This is a genomic window from Enterobacter vonholyi, from assembly GCF_040834095.1.
GTDB classification, from domain to species: domain Bacteria; phylum Pseudomonadota; class Gammaproteobacteria; order Enterobacterales; family Enterobacteriaceae; genus Enterobacter; species Enterobacter vonholyi.
This window is the reverse complement of the sequence record NZ_CP162152.1, coordinates 1,472,844-1,488,996: the sequence shown is the minus strand read 5'-3', so window position 1 is coordinate 1,488,996 and position 16,153 is coordinate 1,472,844. Positions and strand designations below refer to the sequence as shown.

The following is a 16,153-nucleotide window of genomic DNA, read 5'->3' as shown; positions in this document are numbered from 1 at the left end:
ATTGCGCTGCCCAACTTCTAATAACGTCACCTGCAAAGTACGCAATGGAAAAAACCCGTCAACAAGAGTTAACACGCTGGCTGAAACAGCAAAGCGTTATTTCCCGCCGCTGGCTTACGATTTCCCGCCTTTTGGGGTTCGTTAGCGGTCTGTTGATTGTTGCCCAGGCATGGCTGCTGGCCCGCATTCTAAATCACATGATCATGGAGAACATCCCGCGCGAAGCGCTCCTGCTGCCCTTTATTGTCCTGATCCTGATTTTTGTTCTGCGCGCCTGGGTGGTATGGCTGCGTGAGCGCGTCGGTTTTCACGCCGGACAGCACATCCGTTACGAGATCCGCCGTCAGGTGCTCGACAGGCTTCAGGAAGCCGGGCCCGCCTGGATCCAGGGTAAACCGGCCGGTAGCTGGGCGACGCTGATCCTTGAGCAGATTGACGATATGCACGACTATTACGCGCGCTATCTGCCGCAGATGGCCCTTGCCGTCTTCGTTCCGCTGCTGATCGTTATCGCTATCTTCCCGGTGAACTGGATGGCGGCGCTGATTCTGATGGGAACCGCCCCGCTGATCCCACTGTTTATGGCGCTGGTCGGGATGGGGGCAGCGGATGCCAACCGCCGTAACTTCCTGGCATTGGGTCGCCTGAGTGGCCATTTCCTCGATCGTCTTCGCGGCATGGAGACATTGCGCATTTTTGGCCGCGGTGAAGCGGAAACCGAAAATATTCGCAAGGCGTCACAGGACTTCCGTCAGCGCACCATGGAAGTCTTACGCCTCGCCTTCTTATCTTCCGGCGTACTGGAATTCTTTACCTCTCTGTCGATTGCCCTCGTGGCGGTCTACTTCGGCTTCTCCTACCTTGGCGCGCTGGATTTTGGCCATTACGGCACGGCGGTGACCCTTTCTGCCGGTTTCCTGGCGCTGATCCTGGCGCCGGAATTTTTCCAGCCGCTTCGCGATCTGGGAACCTTCTATCACGCCAAAGCGCAGGCGGTTGGCGCCGCCGATAGCCTGAAAATGTTTCTGGAAACGCCGCTGGCCCACCCGGAGCGGGGTGACGTAACGCTGAATTCTAAAGATCCGGTGACGATTGAAGCGCAGGACTTTTCCATTCTGTCGCCCGAAGGCAAAGTCCTCGCCGGTCCGCTGAACTTTACCTTACCTGCCGGACAACGCGTGGTGCTCGTTGGCACCAGCGGTTCCGGGAAAAGCTCTCTACTGAACGCGCTATCCGGTTTTATGGCCTACACGGGTTCACTGCGGATCAACAAAACCGAACTGCGCAACCTCGAGCCTGACGCCTGGCGTAAACAGCTCAGTTGGGTAGGACAAAACCCGCAGCTCCCGGCTTCTACGCTGCGTGAAAACGTGCTTCTGGCCCGCCCGGACGCGCGTGAAGATGAGCTGCAATCGGTTCTCGACCGCGCCTGGGTCAGCGAATTTCTGCCTCTGCTGCCGAAAGGGGTGGATACCGTGGTCGGCGATCAGTCCGCCGGGCTGTCGGTCGGGCAGGCGCAGCGCGTGGCCGTTGCCCGAGCGCTGCTTAACCCATGCCAGCTGATGCTGCTGGACGAGCCCGCAGCAAGCCTGGATGCCCACAGCGAGCAGCGCGTAATGGAGGCCCTGAACGCTGCCTCCCGGAAGCAAACCACGCTGATGGTCACCCACCAGCTGGAAGGCATTGCCGAATGGGACCAGATCTGGGTCATGGAGAACGGTCGTATTGTTGAGCAAGGCGATTACGCCTCTCTCGTTGCCGCCCAGGGACCATTTGCCGCCCTGCTGGCGAACCGTCAGGAGGATATCTGATGCGCGCTCTGCTGCCTTATCTTGCGCTCTATAAACGCCATAAATGGATGCTGACGCTGGGGATTGTGCTGGCGATTGTCACGCTGCTCGCCAGCATTGGCCTGCTCACGCTTTCTGGCTGGTTTCTGTCGGCCTCGGCCGTCGCGGGGTTCGCCGGATTATACAGCTTCAACTATATGCTTCCGGCGGCAGGGGTTCGCGGTACCGCCATCACCCGTACTGCCGGACGCTATTTCGAACGCCTGGTGAGCCACGACGCCACCTTCCGCGTGCTGCAGCACCTGCGTATCTACACCTTCAGCAAACTGCTGCCCCTCTCCCCTGCCGGGCTGGCGCGTTTTCGTCAGGGCGAGTTGCTTAACCGCGTGGTGGCGGATGTCGACACGCTGGATCACCTTTATCTGCGCGTAATTTCCCCCATCGTGGGCGCGTTTGTGGTGATTGTGGTGGTTACGCTGGGGCTGTCTGTTCTGGATGTTCCCGTTGCGCTGACGCTGGGCGGGATAATGCTGTTAACGCTTATCGTTCTGCCGCCGCTGTTTTACCGCGCCGGGAAATCCACCGGGGAAAACCTGACTCGTCTGCGTGGGGACTATCGTCAGCAGCTGACCTCCTGGCTTCAGGGCCAGGCAGAGCTGACCATTTTTGGTGCCAGCAAGCGCTACCGCGCCCGCATGGAAAGTACGGAGCTAAACTGGCATGAAGCCCAGCGCCGCCAGTCGGAACTGACGGCCTTTTCTCAGGCGCTAATGATGCTAATCGGCGGTGTGGCGGTGATTGCCATGCTGTGGCTGGCTTCCGGCGATATCGGGGGAAATACACAGCCGGGTCCTCTTATTGCCCTTTTCGTTTTCTGTGCGCTGGCCGCATTTGAAGCGCTGGCCCCGGTGACGGGCGCCTTCCAGCACCTGGGTCAGGTAATCGCCTCTGCCCTGCGCATCACCCAGATCGCCGAGCAGGAACCGGAAGTTACGTTCAGTGCCGGGCAGACCGCGGTACCTGAGCAAGTTGCGCTGACGCTTGACGATGTCACCTTCAGCTATGACAAACAGGCACAGAACGCGCTGGAGGGTATCACCCTTTCTGTTAATGCCGGACAGCGGATTGCGATCCTCGGCCGTACCGGCTGCGGTAAATCGACGCTGCTGCAGCTGCTGACCCGCGCCTGGGATCCGCAGCGCGGTCAGATTCGTTTTAATAACACGTCGCTGATCGATTTTAGCGAGCAAGCCCTGCGCAAAACCGTCAGCGTCGTTCCGCAGCGCGTGCATCTGTTTAGCGCCACCCTGCGCGATAACCTGCTGCTGGCAGCCCCAGAGGCCACTGATGATACGCTTCGCGCCGTGCTGGAGCAGGTCGGGCTGCAAAAACTGCTTGAGGACGACGGGCTGAACAGCTGGCTGGGCGAAGGCGGCCGTCAGCTCTCCGGCGGTGAACTGCGCCGTCTGGCAATTGCGCGCGCGCTGCTGCACAATGCGCCGCTGATGCTGCTTGACGAGCCCACCGAAGGGCTTGACGCCACGACCGAGAGCCAAATCCTTGATTTGCTGGCCAATGTCATGACCGGTAAAACCGTCCTGATGGTCACGCATCGCCTGCGCGGACTGGCGAGTTTTGATCGGATAATTGTGATGGACAACGGACACATTATTGAGCAAGGTAGTCACGCAGAGCTGTTGGCGAAACAGGGTCGCTACTACCAGTTTAAACAGCGTCTGTAGACTATATTTGTAGCGTCCTCACTCGCGTACTGGAGTTTTGCTGTCATGCGCCTGGTCCAGCTTTCTCGTCATAACATCGCGTTCCCTTCTCCGGAAGGGGCGCTGCGTGAGCCCAATGGGCTGTTGGCCCTTGGCGGTGACCTCAGTCCTGCTCGACTATTGATGGCATACCAGCGCGGTATCTTCCCCTGGTTTTCTCCCGGCGATCCGATTTTATGGTGGTCTCCCGATCCGCGCGCCGTGCTGTGGCCAGATCAGTTTCACCTGAGCCGCAGCATGAAGCGTTTCCATGCAAAATCACCGTACCGCGTCACCCTTAATCACGCCTTTGGTCAGGTCATTGAAGGCTGTGCCGAAGACCGCTTTGAGGGAACATGGATAACCCGCGATATTATTACCGCCTACCATCAGCTTCATGAGCTTGGCTACGCCCACTCAATCGAGGTGTGGGACGGCGGAGCACTCGTCGGCGGCATGTATGGCGTGGCACAGGGCACGCTGTTTTGCGGTGAGTCGATGTTCTCCCGCGCGGTTAACGCCTCGAAAACGGCGCTGCTTGTCTTCTGCCAGGCATTTGCCCAGCGCGGCGGACGCCTGATCGATTGTCAGGTGCTCAACGAGCACACGGCCTCTCTCGGTGCCGTTGAGATCCCGCGACGCCAGTACATTGAGCATCTGGATGTCAGCCGTCAGGAGAAGCTCCCCCGCGACTTCTGGATACCGAGAACGCTCTTTATGCCCAATGCCTAAATGTTTTCCGCATATTTTTTGTGAGGGTGTTATAATTATGCCGCAGAGTAGCTTCTGCCTGTTGCCCCGCCGCCGTTTGGGACCCTCGCTTCAGATAACGTCCTGACGTTTATCCTGTTGTCTCCCCTTTACGAATGCGCTTCCTGTTCGGTTGTACCGTGACGCTTGGGCAATGCGCCGAAACTGTTTTGCTGCGTTTTAATCGCGCAATTCTTTACTTAATTGATGAATTTCGGCATTATCTTGCCGGTTCAAAACTTGGTAGTGATACCCCAGAGGATTAGATGGCCAAAGAAGACAATATTGAAATGCAGGGTACCGTACTTGATACGTTGCCTAATACCATGTTTCGCGTAGAGCTGGAAAACGGTCACGTGGTAACTGCGCACATCTCCGGTAAAATGCGCAAAAACTACATCCGCATTTTGACGGGCGACAAAGTGACTGTTGAACTGACCCCGTACGACCTGAGCAAAGGCCGCATTGTCTTCCGTAGTCGCTAATTGTTTTCGCCTGTAATGGCAGATGAATATTAAATAAGGCCGGGATTTTCCCGGCCTTACTTTTTTGTGCTGCAGGCGATTATTTGACCATTCGATTCAGCCTCAGGGCTGTCTGTTCGACAGCAATGCCAGCCACTGAAAGTGACCGACATTAGCAGCCGCAATGTCCTTAAATGGCTGTGTCTCGCTATGCTTTCAGCCGTTTGCCACCTGGTAACCTATATTTATCAAAGCATCAAGCTCGTCTTTCGCAAACAACCTTGCCCGATAGCACTCTCCTGGGAACTCGGGATAGCCATCCAGAGTACAAATCAGATCGTAGATTGTGGCAATAATATGGCCTGTCGCATCACTGATAAAGAAAGAGCGAGCGTGGTTGGTGTAGATGCCATAGTAGTCACCATAATCGATTGCAGCCCCCATAAAATCAGTGAATTGAGGAACGCGAGAGGAAGGTAACTGGATAATGCTACCTGTCTGAGTTGCTGTTTTGGCAACCAGATCAACAGCATAGAACATGACCCTTGCAGGATCGGTTTTGTAAACATCAGCCGTTGGATCAAGAGTAATATCACGAGTAACCGCGTTTCCTTCATTATCAACGCAGGAGCGATTATCAAATAGCGAAAGAACGAATTTGCCTTCGGCCTCATTGTTTAACCCAGCAAAAGCGCTATTTTTAGTGACGAATACGGTATGAGCACCATTTTCAAAATTCGTAATACCGGAAGTTTCTATCTGCGTAACGCCCTGCCCCGCTGCGAAACCAGGGTTAAATCCACCGGTATTAATACTCCATAATATCGTACCATCGGCAGGAGAAATACCAAACGTCAGGCCTGCAGAGCGAGTATGGACAACAATCGCTTCAGAGTTTGCTTCACCCTCGGGGATCCAGGAAAGCGAGTTAAGGTGAGCATCGTTTGTCGGGCTATTATTCAGGATCTGCGTATTATCGAATGCACGCGTATAATTTTTTGCCCACAGCATCATGCCTGTCTTTTCATCAAATTTTAGAATTGATGCATCCTGCCTCATCGTATTGGTCGAACGATCCGGGTTATCATTACCAATCATGAAGAGATTACCGGCTGAATCCCAGATCAGATCGTGGGTATTAGCATAGCGGTTGCCATCGCGGTCACGTAAATCAAATTCCAGAATCTCATTGCCTAAAATATCAATTTTAAAAAAACGTCGGCCATACCAGTGTTCATCTTCATCACTGCCGATATAGAAATAACCATTATGCGTTTTTAACATCTGATTACGATAGGGCTGAGCATAATAGCAACGAAGATCGCCATTTTGGTCGTAACCATCACAATTGGTGGTCATTAACCAACTGTTTCCCCATACGGCCGCAAACTTAGTGGGATCCGTTTGCTCAATATCGATATGGAATATTGTCGCATCGCGATAGACTTGTTCCTGTGTGCTTACCTGAATGGTTTGATTAAAAATTTCCACTCCGCTAAGGTTTTTAAAAACAACCTGCACTTGATTAAGATAGTTTGCGTACAGTCCAATAACCGGAATTTTTACCTCAGATAGAGAGATAATGTCATTTGATGAATACGTAAAATCTAAACTTGATGCGCTAGTTAATCTTCCCAGAACTGTATAGGAATATGTTACCGCTTCATCAATTCTAAACTTCAGATATACTGCAAGCTGGTTATTTGCAGGCGCGAGATCCATTCCAAGATAGGTAATTGCCATGTTGTTCACCTGTTATTAAGTATTACTGTTCAACTTCTTTTACACGCATTTCTTTCACCTGTTGGGGAATGATCTTATTTCCTTTTACCAGATAATCAATAACCGCATCAGAAAGGTTATACCCACCTTTTACCTGTTTGTTCTGACCATCGATAAATGCGGTAAAACCATCGCCCCCAGGGGCAAGGAAACTATTTGTCGCTACGCGATAGGTATCAGTATCTACAATAGGCTTGCCATTAAGCGTAAATAGCACAACGCGGTGCCCAACAGGTTTATGTTGGTCGTATCGCATTTCCAGTCCTTTCGACATCTGCAAAACACCATTTGTAAGTGACGCTCCGTGTTCCATAAGATTGCGTAAGGATTTCCCTTTCAAATCCATGACAGTTAGCTCATTTGGAAACGGAAAAGCGCTGATAACATCGCCAAGGGTTATCGGACCGGCATTCAAGTCTGCGCGAAGACCACCTGAATTAGTGAGCGCCAGCTGCGCATCAGGCGCTGCAGCAAGCATTGCATCGGTAAATAAATTTCCAAGTGAAGATGACTCACCATAGGCGCGCGTAAGCGTAACAGGCGTCTCACCAACTTTTTGGCGAACCGTTTCGGACAGTTTTTTATTCCAGGTATCAATAACGCTCTGAGTTGCCGGATCGGGTTTCCATTCATCGGCATACAGGGTTTTAAGTTCGAAGCTTTTTATTTTATGGTGATGCGTTTTTAGATCCACATCGAGAACCAGCTTACCGATATCAATCCCCCCACTGTCAGTCGAAAGTACCAACGTGTTGCCTACTTTGAGCGGCTCCACTGTTCCAACATGCGCATGTCCGGTAATCAGAATATCCAGGCCCTTCACCTGCTTCGCCGTCTGAATATCCTTATCAAGGGCGCGCTTCACGTCTGTATTGCCGATACTGGACTGGCGTGCAGGGAAACCTTCATGCATAAGTGCAACGGTAATATCCACTTTTCCACGGAGTTCATCCAGATAATGCTGGAGATATTTCACCTCGTCACGCGCTTCAATCCCCTGACGCATTGACGAAGAAACGGTATCATCGAATGCAAACACGCCGTGCAACCCAATAACCCCAATTTTAATGCCATCCTTTTCGATGATGGTATAAGGATTATTCCAGAAGAGGACATTACTGTTTTTATAAAAGACGTTCCCTAACAGTATCGGGAATTTAGCCTGACTGAGCTGTATAAGCGTATTATCCCAACCATGATCGAACTCATGATTGCCGACAGACGCAGCATCAAATGACATTGTATTCATAATATCTATGATTGCCTTCCCTTTTGTCAGGCTACTGATATACGGGCCGGTAAAATAATCCCCAGCATCGAAATAAAAAGTAGCCTTATTGTTTTTCTTTTCTTGCTTAACGTATGTTGCAATATTTGCAAAGCCACCCACAGCTCTTTTTCCCTCTGCAACATAGGGGAGTTTATAAGGCTCAACATGGGCATGTAGATCATTAGTATAAATGACGGTAACGTCCTGCGCTGGACTTAGCGAAGCATATCCCGACAATAATAAAACTGCGATTACTGTTTTTTTCATATTTCAACTCTCTAATTAAAAGAAGAGTTTCATTATCGATTAGCAAAAAACAGATTTTGTGAACTTTCTCACGGCATATCAAAAAGAGAGGCGTGAAAATCATCGACTCACAAAATCAGTTGGTGATATGCATGGAATGCGCTCCAAAAATAGACCTGAATGTTTGTAAAAGCTGGTCATGCCCTAATCTTGGAATACCCGATGCGAGTGATTATGTTGTTCCTGTTTATCGTCTCGGCTACGCTGCTCTTGAATGTCAAAAATGTGGCAGCCTTCCGCCCTTGTTTAATAAAAAAGAATGTGACGAGTGGTTCAGACACTTCATGCAACAAAAATTGGGAAATACAGGACAAGGTTGTCCTCGCTGTTTTACAACTCGCATCATTCACTATGGATACACAAAAGCCAGAACCCCACGCCTTCAATGTTGTACCTGCCGCTATGTGTTTACTCCACACTATGACAATGCTCAATGCCAGGATAAAAATATCACCCTTCTTTCCCGGCTCGAACAAGGGGTGCACTCTGGTGAAACGACAAATCAAAGGGTCCTTGCGCAAGCGGTTAACGGGTTCGAGCACGATCTGCATGTTTCATTCCCTGCGCTAACAAGGGTGTCAACGACCACAATGGTTCTACCGTTTCAGGGTCATTCTGCGAGGCAAAAACTGTATGTTGTGATCAGTGCCGATGCTGACTCCGGCAAAATAATTCAAATAACAACCAACTATTGCGACTGGAAGGCAGGCGATTCGTTGCTCTATAAAAGCTCACAGCCCAACCCTTCTGCGATATTACCGTCGAGCGATGTTGATCTTATTCGTGAACAAGAGAAGCAATTTCTGACGCGGAGTCAGTTTGATGAAATTCAGTACGGTAGCGCCGAACTTAAGCGAAACGACCGGGGAAGCATAGTCCGTCCTGTCATAACCATACACAGTCATTTTCAGCGATTAAAACGACGGTTCCCGGGTGTAACCGATCATTATCTCGCGCATGAGTGCGTCTTGCGTGGCGGTGCAATTACGGCCTGGTCAACAGAGGTTCGCCGCGGAAAAACCAATCTGTGGTTTGTGTCTGAAAAGCCTGAAAACGCCATGCTCTCTGAAAAGTCATTTTACCTGACTGGCAGCTGGAAAATGGGATGGTGGAAGAATGTATGGGAGCGCTGGGATAATGGCAAGAGATGCAAGATGATTGGCCTACTAACCGGACAGCAAAGTACAGCGGAACCTGCTTTGATTACGCTTGCACCCTGCACTGCATTTGGTGCCTGGCTGAAAGCCCATCCATGGTCATTACAGTGTCATAACTATGGAGCCCGGGTTGTGAGCCAGCATTTAGTGGGTCTTGGCTGTATTTATAACCAAAAATTGATTCTGTGAGCCCGTATTTTACGTCTTATAGACCGGTTCCAGGCAATAACATACGTTTAGGTGTGCACGTAAGATTGTCAATTCATACACTTACAGGATGCCAGTCCTGACACCTGATTTGCAGGTTCGCCGCCATTTTATTACTGTGGATTTATCCAGAAACCAACGTCGAACAAAAGTGGAAAGCGCCTCGCAAAATTCCTCTGCGGCCTGATGCCGTCATCCCGACCCTCTCCCACTGGGAGAGGGAGAAAAGCAGGAATAAAAAAACCGGGCAAATGCCCGGTTTCTAACATTAGCCTTCCACTCACTCAGTGAGCCGCTTCCGGCTTGTGCTTCGCCGCACTCTGGAAATCGTACGTCAGTTCGTTCTTCGCCTGATCCAGCGCCACGGTCACCTGGCCGCCGTCCACCAGCGAGCCAAACAACAGCTCGTTCGCCAGCGGTTTCTTCAGGTTGTCCTGAATTACACGCGCCATTGGACGGGCGCCCATCGCACGGTCGTAGCCTTTCTCGGCCAGCCAGTTTCGAGCCTCCTGGCTCACTTCCAGCGACACGCCTTTCTGATCCAGCTGTACCTGCAGCTCGACGATGAACTTATCCACGACCTGATGGATCACCTCGGTAGACAGGTGATCGAACCAGATAATGTTGTCCAGACGGTTACGGAACTCCGGCGTGAAGATCTTCTTGATCTCCTCCATCGCATCGGTGCTGTTATCCTGGTGGATCAGGCCGATGGACTTACGCTCGGTTTCTCGCACCCCGGCGTTAGTGGTCATTACCAGCACCACGTTGCGGAAGTCAGCTTTGCGCCCGTTGTTGTCGGTCAGCGTCCCGTTGTCCATCACCTGCAGCAGGATGTTGAACACGTCCGGGTGCGCTTTCTCGATTTCATCGAGCAGCAGTACCGCGTGCGGGTGCTTGATCACCGCGTCGGTGAGCAGGCCGCCCTGGTCAAAGCCCACGTAGCCCGGAGGCGCACCAATCAAACGGCTGACGGTGTGACGCTCCATATACTCGGACATATCAAAGCGCAGCAGCTCAATGCCCAACGCTTTGGAAAGCTGAACCGTTACCTCGGTTTTCCCCACGCCGGTCGGGCCGGCAAACAGGAAGGAACCGACAGGCTTGTGCTCATGCCCCAGTCCGGCACGGGCCATCTTGATCGCTTCGGTTAAGGCCTCAATGGCTTTATCCTGACCAAAGACCAGCATTTTCAGGCGATTACCGAGGGTGCGCAGCGTGTCGCGATCGCTCTGAGAGACGCTCTTCTCAGGGATACGCGCGATGCGGGCCACCACGGACTCAATATCCGCCACGTTAACGGTTTTCTTACGCTTGCTGGCCGGCATCAGGCGCGCACGCGCCCCGGCCTCATCAATCACGTCAATCGCCTTATCCGGCAGATGACGGTCGTTGATGTATTTCACCGCCAACTCCACCGCCGCACGCACCGCTTTCGCGGTATAACGCACGTCGTGGTGCGCTTCGTACTTCGGCTTCAGGCCGTTGATGATCTGCACCGTTTCCTCGACGGACGGTTCGGTCACGTCGATTTTCTGGAAGCGGCGCGCCAGCGCACGGTCTTTCTCAAAGATGTTGCTGAACTCCTGGTAGGTCGTGGAGCCAATCACGCGGATCTTGCCGCTGGAGAGCAGCGGTTTGATCAGGTTAGCGGCATCCACCTGGCCACCGGAGGCCGCACCTGCCCCGATGATGGTGTGAATTTCATCGATAAACAGTATGCTGTTGGTGTCCTGCTCCAGCTGTTTCAATAGCGCCTTGAAGCGTTTTTCAAAATCACCGCGGTATTTAGTGCCCGCCAGCAGCGAGCCGATATCCAGCGAGTAGATGGTGCAGTCGGCAATCACTTCCGGCACGTCGCCCTGGACAATGCGCCAGGCAAGCCCTTCGGCAATCGCGGTTTTACCCACGCCTGACTCCCCCACCAGCAGCGGGTTGTTCTTGCGGCGACGGCACAGCACCTGGATCGCGCGCTCCAGCTCTTTATCGCGACCAATCAGCGGGTCGATACCGCCAACGCGAGCAAGCTGGTTAAGGTTGGTGGTGAAGTTTTCCATACGATCCTCCCCGCCTGCTTGCTCTTCATTGTTATTGACCTGATTGCTGGAATCCGATGCCTGGTTAGGCTCGTCTTTGCGCGTTCCGTGAGAAATAAAGTTAACCACGTCGAGGCGGCTGACTTCGTGTTTGCGCAGCAGATAGGCAGCCTGTGACTCCTGCTCGCTGAAGATGGCGACTAAGACGTTTGCGCCAGTCACTTCGCTACGCCCGGAAGACTGGACGTGGAATACCGCGCGCTGCAGCACGCGCTGGAAGCTGAGCGTCGGCTGCGTGTCGCGCTCTTCTTCACTGGCTGGCAGCACCGGTGTGGTTTGTTCGATGAAGGCTTCGAGTTCCTGACGTAGCGCCACCAGATCCACGGAGCAGGCTTCCAGCGCTTCGCGGGCAGATGGGTTGCTAAGCAGTGCGAGCAGTAAATGCTCGACGGTCATAAACTCATGTCGGTGCTCACGCGCTCTGGCGAAAGCCATGTTTAAACTGAGTTCCAGTTCTTGATTGAGCATAGGCACCTCCCCCAATTTTATGCCTTATCAGGCCTTTTCCAGCGTACACAGCAACGGATGCTCGTTCTCCCTCGCATAGTCGTTCACCATCGCCACTTTGGTTTCCGCCACTTCGGCTGTGAAGATGCCGCAGATAGCTTTGCCACGATAATGAACGGTAAGCATCAGTTGCGTTGCACGTTCTACATCATAAGAAAAGAACTTTTGTAGCACGTCAATAACAAATTCCATCGGCGTGTAATCATCGTTCATTAACATAACTTTATACATAGATGGCGGTTTTAGCGCGTCGCGCACTTTGTCTTCCGCCAGCTGGTCAAAATCCAGCCAATCGTTGGTCTTACCCATTATGCATAACCACTTTGAATCTACCTCAGATGTTAGATAACAATCATCTATTACTGTCATCCGCGATGTCTGTCACAAACTGTTGCAATAGCGTTAACTGCTTCAAACTTTGGTTGATTATTGTCCCATCTCCAGCGCCAAACGCTTGACGACTTCTTTCGTTTCTCTAAATTGTACAAGCGTGAGATGGCGAGGTTTTGAACAGCCCCCACTCCACCACCGGTTCATTCCATCTTAACTTATAAGATTTACGAAGGATGTCGAAGCATGGAAATGGGTACTGTTAAGTGGTTCAACAACGCCAAAGGGTTTGGCTTCATCTGCCCCGAAGGCGGCGGCGAGGATATCTTCGCTCACTATTCCACCATTCAGATGGATGGTTACAGAACGCTCAAAGCCGGGCAGTCCGTCCGGTTCGATGTTCACCAGGGACCAAAAGGCAATCATGCCAGCCTTATCGTCCCCATTGAAGCTGAGACGGTTGCATAGCTCTCTGTTTTATTGTGTACATCCCGCAGTCAAAATGCCAGCCCGATCGGCTGGCATTTTTATTTTCGGGTTATTCCCGAGCCAGCGCGTCCACCGGATCCAGCCGCGCCGCGTTGCGGGCGGGCAACCAGCCAAACAAAATGCCGGTAAAGGTTGAACACAAGAATGCGGTAATAATGGCCACCGGCGAGAAGCCAATCTCCCAGCCGGGTAAAAAGAGCTGAAGCGCGAAGGCGATCATCATCGAGAGCGCAATCCCCATCGCACCGCCGACCAGACACACCAGCACGGCTTCAATCAAAAACTGCTGCAGCACGTCGCTGGCCCGGGCCCCGACCGCCATGCGGATGCCAATCTCCCGGGTACGTTCGGTTACCGACACCAGCATGATGTTCATCACCCCGATACCGCCGACGACCAGCGAAATCACCGCCACCAGCGTGAGGAACAGCTGAAGAGTACGTGTGGTCTTTTCCGCCGTTTTCAAGAGGCCGTCCATATTCCAGGTGAAGAAATCTTTCTTCCCGTGGCGCAGGGTTAACAGCCGCTCAAGCTGCTGTTCGGCCAGCGCGCTGTCGTAGCCCTCCTTCACGCGCACGGTGATGGAGTTGAGCCAGGACTGCCCCATAATCCGCCCGGAGATGGTGGTATAGGGCAGCCAGACGCGCAGGATCTTGCTGCTGCCAAACATCGACTGCTTCTCTTCCGCCACGCCGATAACCGTGGCAGGCATGTTGCCGACCAGGATCACTTCGCCCACCACGTTGGCTTTATTGGGGAAGAGCTGTCTGCGCGAATTCGCGTCCAGCACCACCACCTGCGCCCTGCCCGCGAGCTGCTCGGCGTTGAAGGTGGCGCCTTCGCTGAAGGTCATACCGTAGACGTTGAAGTAGTCTCCGCTCACGCCGTTCGCGTTGGCTGCCACGTCAACATTGCCCACGCGCAGGCGCAGGTTCTGCGACACCGCAGGCGTGGCGGAGTTGACCCATGGCTGCTTCTGAATGGCCGCCAGGTCGTCGTATTTCAGCGCCTGCTGATACTGCGGCTCGTCGTCCCCGAAGTCTTTGCCGGGATAGACGTCAATGGTATTGGTGCCAATAGCGCGGATATCTGCCAGCACCAGCTGCTTGGCCGCGTCGCCCACCACCACAATCGACACCACCGAGGCAATACCGATGATGATGCCGAGCATCGTCAGCAGGGTACGCATTTTATTGGCCGCCATCGCCAGCCAGGCCATGGTCAATGCTTCACGAAAGCCGCTGGAGAACTGCCCCCAGCCGGTTGATGCCGGCAGCGCTTCTTTAGATGCCGCGGCTCTGGACTCACGCGGCGGCGGGTTGCTGACCAGCTCGCCGTCGCGGATCTCAATTATGCGCTCCGCCTGCGCCGCCACCTGCGGATCGTGGGTCACGATGATGACGGTGTGCCCCCGATCGCGAAGCTGGTGCAGGATCGCCATTACCTCTTCGCCGGAATGGCTGTCGAGCGCCCCGGTCGGCTCATCCGCGAGGATCACCTGCCCGCCGTTCATCAGGGCACGGGCAATACTCACGCGCTGCTGCTGCCCGCCGGACAGCTGCGAGGGCTGGTATTCAACCCGCTCCGCCAGCCCCAGACGCGTCAGCAGCATCTGCGCGCGTTCGAGCCGTTTTTTCCGCTCGACGCCCGCATAGACCGCCGGAACTTCAACGTTCTGCGCCGCATTAAGATGAGAAAGCAGATGGTAACGCTGGAAGATAAAGCCGAAATGTTCCCGGCGCAGCTTCGCCAGCGCGTCACCGTTCAGCGTGGAGACATCCGTTCCGGCCACGCGGTACGTGCCGCTGGTGGGTTTATCCAGACAGCCGAGAATGTTCATCAGCGTCGATTTACCGGAACCCGATGCCCCGACAATCGCCACCATCTCGCCCGCCTCCACGCGCAGGGAGATGCCCTTCAGCACCTCCACCGGGCCGTCGCCCGACGGATAGCTGCGACGAATGTCCTTCAGCTCAAGCAGCGCCGTCATTTGGCGGCTCCGGGCAGGCTTTCGCTGACAACAACCTCCTCGCCCTCTTCCAGTCCTTTCACCACCACCACGTCGGTGTCGTTGCGCGCGCCTATCACAACCTCACGCTCGCGCGTTTCGCCGTTGCGCAGCACTTTCACTTTATAACGGCTATCCCCGGCGGATTCGCCGAGCGCGGAGAGCGGAATGGTCAGCACGTTCTTCACGCCGGTCAGCTGGATATGCACCTGTGCGGTCATGTCCAGACGCAGCACGCCCTGCGGGTTTGGCACCTCAAAGCGGGCATAGTAAAAAATAGCGTCGTTAACTTTTTCCGGCGTCGGCAGAATGTCTTTCAGCACGCCTTCGTAGCGCGTCTGCGGATCACCCAGCACCGTAAACCAGGCGTTCTGTCCCGGCTTAAGATGGATAACATCCGCCTCTGAAACCTGGGCTTTGACCAGCATAGTGCTCATGTCCGCCAGCGTCAGAATGTTTGGCGCCTGCTGCGCGGCAATCACCGTCTGGCCCTGCAGCGTAGTGATCTGGGTCACTTCACCCGCCATGGGCGCGACGATTTTGGTGTAGTCGAGGTTGGTTTTTGCCGTATCCAGCGAGGCCTGATTGCGCTTGATTTGCGCGTCAATCGTGCCTATCTGCGCCTGTTTCACCGCCAGTTCCGTGGTGGCCGTGTCTAAATCCTGCTTCGAAATCGCCTGGGTTTTGGCCAGCGCCTGCTGTCGGGTCAGCGTCACCTGCGCCAGGTTACGTTCTGCCAGCGCCTGCGCACGCTGCGCGCGCAGCTCCATCAGCGTGGCTTCTACCTCGCGGATCTGGTTCTCAGCCTGCTCAGGGTCGATAACGCCGAGCAGCTGGCCTTTTTTCACCTTATCGCCAATCTCAACCGACAGCGTTTTCAGCTGGCCGCTAACCTGCGCGCCGACGTCAACCTTGCGCAAAGCGTCAAGCTTGCCCGTCGCAAGGACGTTTTGCTGCAGTTCGCCCGGGCGAACAATCAGTGTCTGATACTGCGGCACCGGCGCATTCAGCACCTGCCATAGCCAGTACCCACCGACTAAAACCACGACCGCCAGCAGCAGAAACAGCGTTCTGCGTTTTCCCTTGAGATTCATAAATATTCCAAATAAATGTTCTGGCAATTATAAATGTTGATTCTATCTAAACGACTCCTCAACGAAACCCCTGTTCTCTGAAATCGCCCTAATTTGTTTACGAGACGTTGACATTTCTCCTGTTGAAATAGCGATATTCCAAA

Annotated in this window: 12 protein-coding genes; 6 read left to right on the top strand and 6 right to left on the bottom strand. The window is 53.6% G+C overall.

The genetic code is table 11. The features are described from left to right. The first annotated feature begins 44 nt into the window (after nt 1-44). The 4 genes from cydD (at nt 45) to infA (ending at nt 4,785) form a co-directional block, all read left to right on the top strand. Complete coding sequence (gene cydD / locus AB3N39_RS07010; protein WP_367897171.1) at nt 45-1,811, top strand: cysteine/glutathione ABC transporter permease/ATP-binding protein CydD; 1,767 nt, start codon at nt 45-47, stop codon at nt 1,809-1,811. Then, the gene (cydC, locus tag AB3N39_RS07005; protein WP_367897170.1) at nt 1,811-3,532 is read left to right on the top strand and encodes a cysteine/glutathione ABC transporter ATP-binding protein/permease CydC; all 1,722 of its coding nucleotides are present in this window, start codon (nt 1,811-1,813) and stop codon (nt 3,530-3,532) included. Before cydD ends, cydC begins: the two co-directional genes overlap by 1 nt. 45 nt (nt 3,533-3,577) lie before the next feature. Then, nucleotides 3,578-4,282: a leucyl/phenylalanyl-tRNA--protein transferase gene (aat, locus tag AB3N39_RS07000; protein ID WP_143344884.1), complete on the top strand. Its 705-nt coding sequence runs from the start codon at nt 3,578-3,580 to the stop codon at nt 4,280-4,282. Between the two features lie 284 nt (nt 4,283-4,566). Beyond that, nucleotides 4,567-4,785, top strand: coding sequence for a translation initiation factor IF-1 (infA, locus tag AB3N39_RS06995; RefSeq protein WP_002211347.1), 219 nt, complete (start codon nt 4,567-4,569; stop codon nt 4,783-4,785). A gap of 195 nt (nt 4,786-4,980) precedes the next feature. Here the strand turns inward: infA and AB3N39_RS06990 are convergent, their stop codons facing one another. Then, nucleotides 4,981-6,507 (bottom strand): aryl-sulfate sulfotransferase, encoded by a 1,527-nt coding sequence (locus tag AB3N39_RS06990; RefSeq protein WP_367897169.1) that lies wholly within the window; start codon nt 6,505-6,507, stop codon nt 4,981-4,983. Nucleotides 6,508-6,529: 22 nt separating this feature from the next. Then, nucleotides 6,530-8,083, bottom strand: coding sequence for a bifunctional UDP-sugar hydrolase/5'-nucleotidase (locus tag AB3N39_RS06985; RefSeq protein WP_127730245.1), 1,554 nt, complete (start codon nt 8,081-8,083; stop codon nt 6,530-6,532). A gap of 92 nt (nt 8,084-8,175) precedes the next feature. On the opposite strand from AB3N39_RS06985, the gene AB3N39_RS06980 reads away from it, so the two are divergent. Continuing rightward, the gene (locus tag AB3N39_RS06980) at nt 8,176-9,468 is read left to right on the top strand and encodes a hypothetical protein (RefSeq protein ID WP_133294086.1); all 1,293 of its coding nucleotides are present in this window, start codon (nt 8,176-8,178) and stop codon (nt 9,466-9,468) included. Nucleotides 9,469-9,770: 302 nt separating this feature from the next. Here the strand turns inward: AB3N39_RS06980 and clpA are convergent, their stop codons facing one another. Together clpA and clpS are read right to left on the bottom strand one after the other, a co-directional pair. Further along, nucleotides 9,771-12,050, bottom strand: a complete 2,280-nt coding sequence (gene clpA / locus AB3N39_RS06975; protein WP_014831269.1) for an ATP-dependent Clp protease ATP-binding subunit ClpA — start codon at nt 12,048-12,050, stop codon at nt 9,771-9,773. Between the two features lie 27 nt (nt 12,051-12,077). Continuing rightward, nucleotides 12,078-12,398, bottom strand: a complete 321-nt coding sequence (gene clpS / locus AB3N39_RS06970) for an ATP-dependent Clp protease adapter ClpS (protein WP_006174393.1) — start codon at nt 12,396-12,398, stop codon at nt 12,078-12,080. A gap of 267 nt (nt 12,399-12,665) precedes the next feature. On the opposite strand from clpS, the gene cspD reads away from it, so the two are divergent. Continuing rightward, nucleotides 12,666-12,887: a cold shock-like protein CspD gene (gene cspD, locus AB3N39_RS06965; RefSeq protein ID WP_008499993.1), complete on the top strand. Its 222-nt coding sequence runs from the start codon at nt 12,666-12,668 to the stop codon at nt 12,885-12,887. A gap of 70 nt (nt 12,888-12,957) precedes the next feature. On the opposite strand, the gene macB is transcribed toward cspD, so the two are convergent. Together macB and macA are read right to left on the bottom strand one after the other, a co-directional pair. Then, on the bottom strand, nt 12,958-14,898 hold the full coding sequence (macB, locus tag AB3N39_RS06960) for a macrolide ABC transporter ATP-binding protein/permease MacB (protein WP_133294085.1): 1,941 nt from the start codon (nt 14,896-14,898) through the stop codon (nt 12,958-12,960). Continuing rightward, nucleotides 14,895-16,010, bottom strand: a complete 1,116-nt coding sequence (macA, locus tag AB3N39_RS06955) for a macrolide transporter subunit MacA (protein ID WP_127730241.1) — start codon at nt 16,008-16,010, stop codon at nt 14,895-14,897. The genes macB and macA overlap by 4 nt, the downstream gene beginning before the upstream one ends. Nucleotides 16,011-16,153: the final 143 nt, after the last annotated feature.